9 protein-coding genes are annotated in these 11,183 nt (G+C 69.2%); 6 read left to right on the top strand and 3 right to left on the bottom strand.

What is annotated here, in order from left to right; translation table 11 throughout:
• The first annotated feature begins 1 nt into the window (after position 1).
• Entirely contained in the window at positions 2-1,129 is a 1,128-nt protein-coding gene (locus tag C4F17_RS08140) for a porin (protein ID WP_106934894.1), read from the top strand.
• A 14-nt stretch (positions 1,130-1,143) separates the two neighbouring features.
• Positions 1,144-2,115 carry a Bug family tripartite tricarboxylate transporter substrate binding protein gene (locus C4F17_RS08135; RefSeq protein WP_106934893.1) on the top strand — a complete coding sequence of 324 codons (972 nt, stop codon included), beginning with the start codon at positions 1,144-1,146 and terminating at the stop codon, positions 2,113-2,115.
• On the opposite strand, the gene C4F17_RS08130 is transcribed toward C4F17_RS08135, so the two are convergent.
• Positions 2,102-3,025, bottom strand: coding sequence for an aldo/keto reductase (locus tag C4F17_RS08130; protein WP_442805200.1), 924 nt, complete (start codon positions 3,023-3,025; stop codon positions 2,102-2,104). The genes C4F17_RS08135 and C4F17_RS08130 overlap by 14 nt on opposite strands.
• A gap of 114 nt (positions 3,026-3,139) precedes the next feature.
• Here C4F17_RS08130 and C4F17_RS08125 point away from each other — a divergent pair, with 114 nt between their 5' ends.
• Complete coding sequence (locus C4F17_RS08125) at positions 3,140-4,054, top strand: LysR substrate-binding domain-containing protein (protein ID WP_081266724.1); 915 nt, start codon at positions 3,140-3,142, stop codon at positions 4,052-4,054.
• Here C4F17_RS08125 and C4F17_RS08120 read toward each other — a convergent pair.
• Positions 4,043-4,648, bottom strand: a complete 606-nt coding sequence (locus tag C4F17_RS08120) for a 2-hydroxychromene-2-carboxylate isomerase (protein WP_106934892.1) — start codon at positions 4,646-4,648, stop codon at positions 4,043-4,045. The two genes, C4F17_RS08125 and C4F17_RS08120, sit on opposite strands and share 12 nt — an antisense overlap.
• Positions 4,645-5,493 carry a CmcJ/NvfI family oxidoreductase gene (locus C4F17_RS08115; RefSeq protein WP_106934891.1) on the bottom strand — a complete coding sequence of 283 codons (849 nt, stop codon included), beginning with the start codon at positions 5,491-5,493 and terminating at the stop codon, positions 4,645-4,647. The genes C4F17_RS08120 and C4F17_RS08115 overlap by 4 nt, the downstream gene beginning before the upstream one ends.
• A gap of 174 nt (positions 5,494-5,667) precedes the next feature.
• Between C4F17_RS08115 and imuA the strand changes: the two genes are divergently transcribed.
• Genes imuA through C4F17_RS08100 form a run of 3 tightly spaced genes read left to right on the top strand, consistent with a single transcriptional unit; the run spans position 5,668 to position 11,144 of the window.
• Entirely contained in the window at positions 5,668-6,477 is an 810-nt protein-coding gene (imuA, locus tag C4F17_RS08110) for a translesion DNA synthesis-associated protein ImuA (protein ID WP_106934890.1), read from the top strand.
• Complete coding sequence (locus tag C4F17_RS08105; protein WP_106934889.1) at positions 6,446-7,798, top strand: Y-family DNA polymerase; 1,353 nt, start codon at positions 6,446-6,448, stop codon at positions 7,796-7,798. Before imuA ends, C4F17_RS08105 begins: the two co-directional genes overlap by 32 nt.
• A complete protein-coding gene (locus tag C4F17_RS08100; protein ID WP_106934888.1) occupies positions 7,791-11,144 on the top strand; it encodes an error-prone DNA polymerase in 3,354 nt (1,117 codons plus the stop codon). The genes C4F17_RS08105 and C4F17_RS08100 overlap by 8 nt, the downstream gene beginning before the upstream one ends.
• The last annotated feature ends 39 nt before the right edge of the window (positions 11,145-11,183 follow it).

The following is an 11,183-nucleotide window of genomic DNA, read 5'->3' as shown; positions in this document are numbered from 1 at the left end:
CATGAAGAGATTCTTGATGTGGTCGGCGCTGGGGCTGGCCGGCAGCGGCGCGGCGCATGCGCAATCCAGCGTCACGATGTTCGGCGTGATGGACCTCGGCATCCAGTACACCAAGGGTGCCGGCAACGGCTCGGTGAAGGCGCTGTCGAACGGCGGCCTTTCCACCAGCCGCATCGGCTTTCGCGGCACCGAGGACCTGGGCGGCGGCCTGCGCGCGGGCTTCTGGCTCGAAGGCAGCCTGAACCCCGACACCGGCACCGGCCGGCCGAGCAACAGCAACAACCAGACCAGCGGCGCGGGCACGGCGGGGCCGATCACCTTCGACCGCATGTCCTTCGTGAGCATCTCGTCGGACACGCTGGGCGAGCTCCGGCTGGGGCACGACTTCATTCCCACGCACTACAACAGCATCTACTTCGACCCCTTCAACGCCAACGGCGTGGCGCGCGCGGGCAACCTCACGTTTGCGGGCGCGGGCACCGGGCCGCTGCCCACGGCCATCACCGGCAGCAACACCGTGAGCTACTGGCTGCCGCCCAAGCTCGGCGGCCTCTACGGCATGGCGATGGTGGGCACCGGCGAGAACGACTCCACCGCGGCGAACCGCGACGACGGCAACTTCGCCGGCGCGCGCCTGGGCTTTGCCTCCGGCGCGTTCGACATTGCAGCGGCGGTCACGCGATCGCATTTCAATTCGACCGCCACCATCGGCAACTACACGCACGCCAACATCGGCGGCTCGTGGGACGCGGGCTTCGCGAAGTTCTTCGCGCTCTACAACATGGTGCGCGTGAAGATCGTGGCCGGCACGGTGCGCAAGAACACCGCCGAGATCGGCGTGCACATCCCGGCCTTCGAGGTCGGGCGCATCCGCATCAGCTACGCCTACCTGGACGACCGCAGCGACGAAAGCGTGCGCAACGCCGACGGCACGCCGCGCAACCGCGACGATGCGCGGCAGTTCGGCATCGGCTACGTGCACAACCTCTCGAAGCGCACCGCGCTCTACGGCACCTACGCGAGGCTGATGAACGGCGGCCAGGCGCGCTACGTGGTCAGCGGAGGCCTGGCGCCGGCGGCCGGGCAGCGTTCGACCGGGTGGGAATTCGGCGTGCGCCATCTCTTCTGAAACAGGAGTCCGTCATGCAACGCAGAACCCTGACCCTGGCGGCCGTATCGGCGCTTGCCGCAACCGCGCTGCCCGGCACCGCCGCATGGGGCGCCGAGGCGTATCCGAGCAAGCCGCTCCGGCTGATCGTCGGCTTTGCCGCGGGCGGCGGCGCCGACTCGCTCACGCGCATCATCGCGGAGGGGCTGGCCAAGCAGCTCGGCCAGCAGGTGATCGTGGAGAACCGTCCCGGTGCCGACGGCGTGCTCGCCGCGCAGGCCACCTCGTCGGCCAGGCCCGACGGCTACACGCTGCTCATGGGCACCAACACCGCGATGGTGGCCGCGCCCACGCTGCGGCCCACGCCGCCCTACGACCCGTTCAAGGCTTTCACGCCGATCAGCTCGGCCGGGCAGTTCTCGATGTTCCTGGTGGTGCCGGCCAGCCTGCCGGTGAAGAGCGTGAACGAGCTGCTCGCGCTGGTTGCGGCCAAGCCCGGCGCGCTCAACTCCGCGTCGAGCAACAGTGCCTCGGAACTCGCGATGCTGCAGCTGCTGGGCGAGCGCAAGGTGGTCAACGCACGCTACAAGGGCGACATGCAGGCCATGACCGACCTGCTGGGCGGGCAGATCCACATGATGTTCACCACCGGAACGCTGGCGCCGGGCTTCGTGAAGGAAGGGCGCATCCGCGCGCTGGTGACGCTGCTGCCGCAGCGCAGCGGCCTCTTGCCCGACGTGCCCACCGGCGGCGAGCTGGGGCTGGGCAAGCTCACCATCACGCCGTGGGCCGGCTTCTTCGGGCCGCCGGGGCTGCCGCAGGCCATTGCCGACAGGCTCTCGCAGGAGCTGCAGAACACCCTCAGGCGGCCCGAGGTGCATGCCCAGCTGGTGCAGCAGGGCTTCGAGGGCTACGGCATGAGTCCTGCCAGGTTCACCGAGTTCTTCCGCACGCAGTACGACGCCTTCGGCGCCACCGTGCGCGAGCACAACGTCAAGTTCGAATAGCGTCGGCCTCGCGGCGCCAGAACGCGGCATCGGGAAAGGTGCCGCTGCCGGCCGCCGCGTTGTCCGCCATGTGCTCGGCGCGGCTCGTGCCCGGGATCACGCAGGTCACGGCCGGGTGGCTCAGCACGAACTTCAGCAGCACCTGCGCCCAGCTCGTGCAGCCGATCTCGCCGGCCCACGGCGGCAGCGGTTTGTCGCGCAGGCGGCGCAGCAGGCCGCCGCCGCCGAATGGCAGGTTGACGATCACCGCCACGCCGCGCTCGGCCGCCAGCGGCAGCAGGCGCTGTTGCGCCTCGCGGGCGTCGAGCGAGTAGTTGATCTGCAGGAAGTCGAGCTTCTCCGCCTTCAGCACCGCTTCCACCTCGCCGTAGGCCGAGGCGGTGTAGTGCGTGATGCCGATGTAGCGCACGCGGCCCTTGTCCTTCCAGCCGCGCAGCGTAGCCAGGTGGATGCGCCAGTCGACGAGGTTGTGCACCTGCATCAGGTCCATGCGCTGCGTGCGCAGCCGCGCGAACGACTGCTCCATCTGCGCGATGCCGGCCTCGCGGCCCGAGGTCCAGACCTTGGTGGCGAGGAAGGCCTTGTCGCGCTGGCCCGAAGCCGCCAGCAGCTCGCCGGTGGTTTCCTCGGAGCGGCCGTACATCGGCGAGCTGTCGATCACCGTGCCGCCGGCCGCGAACAGCGCATCGAGCACGCCGGGCAGGCGCTTGTATTCCTCGGTGCCGGGGCGCTGGTCGAAGCCGATCCAGGTGCCGCAGCCGATGACGGGCAGGGCTTCGCGGGTGGAGGGAATGGGGCGGGTGTTCATGGCGGGCTTGATGGCGGGCATGGGCGGTCGTTGCGCGAGGGCGGGCAGCATGGCGCCGGCGCACAGCGCAACGCCTGTGCGCAGCAGCTCGGCGCGGGTGATGGGGAAATCCTTCAGGGGCGGCATCGACGGCCAGTATCCGGCGGAAGGCGCCGCACGCAAGCTTGCGGCCTGTGCTCCAATCCGGCTTTTCGCCGCCTCACATTCATCATGGGAATGCCACTCTCGCTGCTTCGCATGCCTTCGCTGGACCTGGTGCGGGGCTTCGTGGCGGTAGGCCGGCGCATGAGCATCTCGCTCGCGGCGCAAGACCTCTGCCTCACGCAGTCGGCGGTGAGCAAGCAGGTGCATGCGCTGGAAACGCTGCTCGGCGTGAAACTGCTGGTGCGCGGCCACCGCTCGATCGCCTTCACGGCCGAAGGCGAGCGGCTCTTTCGCAGCGCCGACGGCGCGGTGCAGCAACTGCAGGACGTGATGGGCGGCATCCGCCAGTCCGGCGAGCAGCGACCCGTGACGCTGAGCGCGAGCATCGGCATGACGGGGCTGTGGCTGCTGCCGCGGCTGGGCAATGTGCAGAAGCTGCATCCGGGCGTCGACGTGCGCGTGTCGTCCAACAACCGCCTGGCCGACATGCGCAACGACGGCATCGACCTTGCCATCCGCTACACGACGCCCGCGCTCGCGCCGGCCGGGGCGGTGCGGCTCTTCGGGGAAACCGTGGCACCGGTGGCGCACCCTTCGCTCGGGCTGGCGTCGCTGGCGTCGGCGCAGGCGCTGTCGCAGCTTTGCCTGCTGGCCTTCGACGATCCGCAGCACCCGTGGCTGCAATGGAGCGACTGGCTCGCGGCGGTGGGCTGGGCCGATGCGAAGCCGCGCGCCGTGCTGCACTTCAACCAGTACGACCAGTTGATCCAGGCGGCGCTGGCCGGCCAGGGCGTGGCGCTGGGGCGGCTGGAACTGATCCAGCCGCTGCTCGACGACCGGCGGCTGGTGCGCGTGGCCGCGCCCGCGCCGGCGCAGCCTTCGGGCCATGCCTACTGGCTGATCCACGCCGACGAGGCGCCGCGCGAAGACGTGCGCCACGTGGCCGAATGGCTGATGGACGAGGCCCGGCAGTCGTCAGGGCACTGAGGGCATCGCCTCGCAATACGCGATCGCCTCGTCGAGGCGGTCGTTGCCCCAGAACATCTCGCTGCCGGCAAAGAAGGTCGGTGCGCCGAAGATGCCTTTCTCCGCGGCCATCTCGGTCTGGCGCCGCAGCCGCAGCTTGTTGGCGTCGGAAAGCGCTTCTTCGAGGATGCGGTGCGCCGGCAGGCCCAGTCCGGCGAGCAGGTCGCGCATGGCCTGCGGCGAATCGATGTCGCTGTCTTCGGCGAAGTTCATCGTCATGGTGCGGCGGCAGAACTCGCCCATCCACGGCTGCGTGGCACCCATCAGCGCAATGCGCAGCGGCAGCACGGCCGGGCGCGGAAAGCGCGTTGGCTGCCGCCACGGCAGGCCATGCTTGCGGCACTGGCGGGCCATGTCCTTCCACGTGTAGTCGCCTTTCTCCTTCTGCAAAACGAAGGGCGACGTCTCCCAGCCGAAGGATCGGAAGATCGGCCCCAGCAGGAAGGGCTGCCAGCGGATGCCGATGCCGTGCGCGGCCGCCTCCTGCTCCACGCGCATCACGCTGAGGTAGCTGTAGTTGCTGCCGAAGTCGAACCAGAAGTCGAGCGTGTTCATTCGAACACCACCAGGCAGCGGGCCTCGATGCTCTCGCGCAGCGGCGCGTCGGCGGGCGCCTCGGGGTGGTCGAAGGCGGCATGCGGCGTGTAGCGAGAGACGCCGCTGAGCTGCGAGTCGTACTGCTTGAACACCAGCGCCTCGTGCCGGTCCATCGCGGAAAAGTAAGACCAGCGGTGCGAGGGCGAATGCGTCGCGAGGTAGATCTCGCCGGTGCGGCGCGGATAGCGCACCTCGGCGTCGACCAGGTCCCAGGCCATCACCGAGCGGGCATCGCACACGGCGAGCGGCGTGTCGAGCACCGGCCCCCTTATCGAACGCCAGACATTGACGATGCAATAGCGCCGCACGGCCGCGGCTTCCTCGGGGTCGGGCAGCACCAGGGACAGCCGGCGACGGCCAGATTCCTCGGTGTAGTCGTTGTGGATGCGGCCGTTGGCGGCGGCCCGGCCGTCGGTCGCGCGGCGGCCGAAGCTCAGGGCGGCGCGGTCGGCTTCGCGCCTGCGCACCAGGTGGTCGAAGACATGGGCACGCGTGCCGCCCGTGACGGCGAGTGCCAGTTCGGCCACCTCGCGATGGTAGATGGCCGTGACCTCCGCGTCGTCGAGGAAGTCGCGCACGGCCGTGGGCGCGTCGCGCAGCACGAAGCCTTCGCGCTCGATGTCGGGTGGCGCGGTGGCTGCGCGCGCATCCGCGATGGGCATGGGGCGCAGTTCGTAGCTGCCGCTTTCCCAGGGCGTGTCGGGCGGCGGCTGGAAGGTGTAGCTGACGGGGCGCAGGGCGGACGGCTGGAGGTAGTTCAGGCCTGCGGTGACGGCTGTGACGGCTGTGCTGGGGGTGGTCATGCGGTGCTCCTGTTGGACGGCTCCATTGGAGCGAAGCGGCAGCCCCGGCTCAAACGACTTCTGGGCGCCTTCGCATGAGCACCGGGAATATGAAAATCCCCGTGACGAAGAAAAACAGCTTTTTTCCCGCAGCCCATGGAATACTGTATAAAAATACAGTTAACAGTCTTCGCCATGGGCCTTCCTTTCCTCGATTCCTTTTCCGCTGCCGCGGGCCGCGGCGTCTGGCATGCCGACGAACTCGGCCTGGCCGACGCCCAGGTCGTCGCGACCGGCCATGCCGCGCTCGACGCGGAGTTGCCGGGCGGCGGATGGCCGGTCGGCGCGATGACGGAACTGCTGCAGGCCGCGCCCGAAGCCCATGTCTGGCGGCTGCTGCTGCCGGCGCTGGCGCAGGCGGTGCAGGCGCGCGGCGGGCCGGTGGTGCTGGTCGGCCCGCCCTTCGAGCCCTGCGGGCCGTCGCTCGCGGCGCAGGGGCTGCCGGTGGAAGCGCTGATGTGGGTGCGCAGCGAGGCACCGGCCGCGCGGCTGTGGGCCTGCGAGCAGGCGCTGCGCTGCGCCGACGTGGCGGCCGTGGTGGCGTGGCTGCCGCAGGCGCGGGTGGCCGAACTGCGGCGGCTGCAACTGGCGGCGGCGCAGCATGAACTGCTGCTGTTCGTGTGCCGGCCCGACTCGGTCGCGTTGTCGGCTTCGCCCGCGCGGCTGCGCCTTCGCACCGACCGCTGCGAGGCCGATGCTTCGCAGATCGCGCTGCACATCCTCAAGCGCCGCGGGCCGCCGCTGGCCTCGCCGGTCATGCTGCCCGCGCGCAACGAGCGCATGGCCGCGCTGCTGGCCGCCGCCCGGGTGCGCCGCAAGCTGCGGCTGCAGCAGCAAGGCACCGTGGTGGAAGCCGGCGAGACGGCAACCTCCGCCAAGGTGGTGCGCATCGACGCGTGGAAAGGAGGCCCAGGTGCACTGGATCGCCTTGCGGTGGCTACTTGACGACGCCGGCACGCCCGAGGGCCCGGTCCTGCCCATGCCCGAGGCTCTCGGCTGGTGGGCGCTGCGCTACACGCCCCACGTCGCCTGGCAGGACGAAGCGCTGATGCTCGAGGTCTCGGCCTGTGAACGCCTCTGGGGCGGCCGGCTGCAGCTGATGCGCCTGCTGCTGGCCGACAACCCCGCGCCCGACGCGCGCATGCTGGGTACGCAGGGCGCCACCAGCCTCATCGCGCTGGCGCGGCTGCGGCTGTTCGCGCGCGAAGAGAAGCGGCCGCAAGACGTGCCCGCCGGCCTGCCGCTCGACACCCTGAGCGCGGCGCGCGCGCACCTCGACCTGCTCGCGCGCCTCGGTTGCCGCACCTGGGGCGACGTGGCTGCGCTGCCGCGCGGCGGGCTCACGCGGCGCTTCGGTGCCGAGCTGCGCGATGCGCTCGATGCCGCCTGGGGCCTGCGCCCCGAAAGCCATGCCTGGCTCACGCTGCCCGACGTGTTCGAGCAGAAGCTCGAACTGCCCGCGCTGGCCGAAACCGCGCCCGAACTCATGTGGTCGGCCAACCGGCTGCTGGCCTCGCTGCAGCTGTGGCTGCGTGCCCGCCAGCGCGGCGCGCGCGCGCTCGAGCTGCAATGGACGCTCGACCTCAAGCGCTTCAACGGCGTGAACCTGCCGCCGCACCAGCAGGTCACCGTGCGCACGGCCGAGCCCACGCAGGACATGGCGCACCTGCGCCGGCTGATGTCCGAGAAACTCGCGCTCACCACGCTCTCGGCGCCCGCGAGCTGGCTGCGGCTGCGCACGCTGGAGACCGATACGTGGGCCGGCGCCAGCACCAGCTTCCTGCCCGAGGACAACCGCAAGGGCGACAGGCTGCACGAGATGGTCGAGCGCCTCAGCGTGCGGCTCGGCCCGTCGCAGGTGCTGGTGCCCTCGGCACAGGCCGACCACCGGCCGGAGCGCAAGCAGGCGTGGCGGCCCGCGCTGCACAAGGACAAAGCCCCGCCCGACAAGGCGCGCAGGCAGGCGCAGGCCGCCGCCTCGCAGCCCGATGCCATCTATCCGCCGTGGCTGCTGCCCGAGCCGCTGCGGCTCGAGATGGATGGCGAGCGCCCGTGCTATCGCGGCACGCTGAGCAGGCTGGTCGGGCCGCAGCGCGTAGAGGCAGGCTGGTGGGGTGACAAGGAAGAGGGCGGCCAGCCCGCCATGCGCGACTACTACGTCGCGGAAAGCCCCGAAGCCGGGCTGGTGTGGATCTTTCGCGAGCGGCCCGCTGCGCGCTTTTCTTCGGGCGAGGTGCGCTGGTACCTGCAGGGGTTCTATGCCTGAGCTGAGCGACAAGCAGGAAAGCAGGCGCCAGCCCGCCAAGGTGCATGCGCTGCCGGTGCCGCTGCGCAAGCCGCCCGCGTTCACGCTGCCGGACTACGCGGAGCTGCACTGCCTGACCAACTTCAGCTTCCAGCGCGGCGCATCCACGCCCGAGGAGATGGTGGAGCGGGCCTATCAGCTCGGCTACACGGCGCTGGCGATCACCGACGAGTGCTCGGTGGCCGGCATCGTGCGGGCGCATGTGGGCTTGCGCGACCTGCCCGCGAAGCTCGAAGAATACGAGCGCGAAAACCCCGACGAGCCGAAGATCCCGCGCAACCCGGCTTTCCGCCTGCTGTTCGGCAGCGAGTTCCAGTTCGAGCGCTTCAGGCTCGTGGTGATCGCCAATGACACCGAAGGCTGGGGCAACCTGTGCGAGTTCATCACCGCAGCACGCAACACCGAGCTGCCCAAGGGGGAGTACCGCGTGAGCTGGGAGGAGAGCGACGTGGCCTCCCTGCAGCGCTGCCAGATCCTTTTCGTGCCGGACCGCAACCCGGGCGGCGCCATGGACACGGCCACGCTGCATGAAGACCTGATGGCCGCCAGGGCGCTGTACGGCGAGAACCTCTGGCTGGCCGTGGAGCTGTTCAGCGAACTCGATGACGACCTCTGGCTGGTCACGCTGATGGAGGCGGGCGAGCAAGCCGGCGTGCCGCTGGTGGCGGCCGGCGACGTGCATATGCATGCGCGCTCATGCAAGCCGATGCACGACGTGTTGACGGCCGTACGAGAGGGCAAGACGGTGGCCGAATGCGGTTTTGCGCTGCAGTCGAATGCCGAGCGGCATCTGCGGCCGCGCATGCGGCTGGCCGAGATTCATCTGCGGCAGATGCTCGACAACACGCTGGTGGTGGCCGAACGGTGCAAGTTCGATCCGGATGTGATCAGGGAGAACTACAAGTACCCGCTCGAAACCCTTGGCAGCAATGAAACGCCGGCGCAGACGCTGGTGCGCAAGACATGGGAAGGCGCGCGCGGCCGCTACCCCGACGGCATTCCCGACAAGGTGCAAAAGCAGGTGCACAAAGAGCTCGACATCATCATCGAGCTCAAATACGAGATGTTCTTCCTCACGGTGGAGAACATCGTCGGCTTCGCCAAGTCGCAGAAGATCCTTTGCCAGGGGCGCGGCTCCTCGGCCAACTCCGCCGTCTGCTTCTGCCTGGGCATCACCGCCATCGATCCGGACAAGGGCACGCTGCTGTTCGAGCGCTTCCTCAGCCGCGAGCGCCATGAGCCACCGGACATCGACGTCGACTTCGAACATCAGCGGCGCGAAGAAGTCATCCAGTACATCTACGAAAAATACGGACGGCATCGCGCCGCCATCGCCGCCGTGGTCATCTGCTACCGCTCGCGCAGCGCATTGCGCGACGTGGGCAAGGCCATCGGCATCGACGAACGGCTGATCGACGAATTCGCGAAGGACCACTACTGGTTCGACGACACCGTGCGAGGCGAACAGCTGCTGCAGGCTGCCGCGCGTGCAGGCGTGGAAGAAGACGAACTCAAGCTGGTCCAGTGGATCGAGCTCACGCAGAAGCTCAAGGGATTTCCGCGCCACCTGAGCCAGCACGTGGGCGGCTTCGTCCTCACGCACACCAAGCTCACGCGGCTGGTTCCGGTCGAGAAAGCGTCGATGAAAAACCGCTCCGTCATCCAGTGGGAGAAGGACGACCTCGAAGCGATGGGCATGCTCAAGGTCGACGTGCTGGCGCTCGGCATGCTCAGCGCCATTCGCCGCGGGCTCGAGCACATGAACCGCTGGCGGGGCTCGACGGTGGAGATGCACCAGATAACGAACGACGACCAGAAAGTGTTCGACATGATCTGCGACGCCGACACCATCGGCGTGTTCCAGATCGAGAGCCGGGCGCAGATGTCGATGCTGCCGCGCCTGAAGCCGCGCAGCTATGAAGACCTGGTGATCGAGGTGGCGATCGTGCGGCCGGGGCCCATACAGGGCGGGATGGTGCATCCGTACCTCAAGCAGCGGGAGCGGGTGCGCAAGGGCTTGGCGATTCACTACGAGAAAGAGGAACTGCGCGAGGCACTGGAGCGAACGCTGGGCATCCCGATCTTCCAGGAACAGGTGATGCAGATCGCCATGATCGCGGCCAGGTTCACGGCGGATGAAGCCGATCAGTTGCGGCGAGCCATGGCCGCATGGAAGCGCAAGGGCGGCCTCGGCAAGTTCCACGACAAGCTCGTGCGCGGCATGGTCGACAACGGCTACAAGGAAGCCTTTGCCGAAGCCATCTTCAAGCAGGTCATGGGCTTCGGCGACTACGGCTTCCCCGAAAGCCACGCCGCCAGCTTCGCACTGCTCGTCACGGTGAGCAGCTGGCTCAAGCACTACGAGCCCGCCTGCTTCCTGGCCGCGCTGCTCGACTCGCAGCCGATGGGCTTCTACAGCCCCTCTCAGCTGGTGCAGGACGCGCGCCGCCATGGCGTCGAGGTGCGCCCGGTCGATGTGACGCGCAGCGACTTCGACACCACGCTCGAAGCGCGGGACCCGGATGCACCGCGTCCTTGCGGCATCGACGAACGCTATGCCGACCGCCTCGGCAACGAGAACCAGCCCGCGGTGCGCCTGGGCCTGAACCGCATTGCCAGCCTCAGCGCGGGCGGCGCCGAGCGCCTGCTGCAGGCCCGCGCCGCGGCACCCTTCACCAGCACCGAAGACATCGCCTTGCGCGCCGAACTCGACGGCAAGGACATGGCCGCATTGGCCGCGGCCGATGCGCTGATGTCCCTCTCCGGCCACCGCCGCCAGCAGGTGTGGGACGCCACGGCGCAACGCCGGGCGCCGGCCCTGCTGCGAGGCGTGCCCATCAACGAGCAGGCGCTGCTGCTGCCGGCCGCGTCCGAGGGCGAGGAGATCGTCGGCGACTACGCGTCGCTCAGGCTCACGCTGCGCCGCCATCCGCTCGCGCTGCTGCGCCCGCGGCTGGCGCGCATGAAGCTCATGAGCGCGGCCGAGCTGCGTTCGGTGCCCAACGGCCAGACCGCGCGCGCCTGCGGCATCGTCAAGGGCCGGCAGCGGCCGCAGACGGCCAACGGCACCATCTTCGTCACGCTGGAGGACGAGACCGGCAACGTCAACGTGATCGTCTGGAGCCATGTCATCGAGGCCTGGCGCGAGCCGCTGCTCAAGTCGCACCTGCTCGCGGTGCAGGGCACGTGGCAGCGCGACGATGAAACCGGCGGCAAGGTGCAGCACCTCGTGGCCACCGGCTTCAAGGACCTGACGCCGCTCATGGGCCGGCTCGCGCAGAGCAACACCAGCCGCGACTTCCATTGACGGAACGATCGATGCAACCGATCGTTCCATGTCTCGCGT

Origin of the sequence: Variovorax sp. PMC12 (assembly GCF_003019815.1) — a bacterium.
In the GTDB taxonomy this organism is placed as follows: domain Bacteria; phylum Pseudomonadota; class Gammaproteobacteria; order Burkholderiales; family Burkholderiaceae_C; genus Variovorax.
The sequence above is the reverse complement of the archived record's forward strand: the minus strand, read 5'-3'. Positions and strand labels throughout refer to the sequence as shown.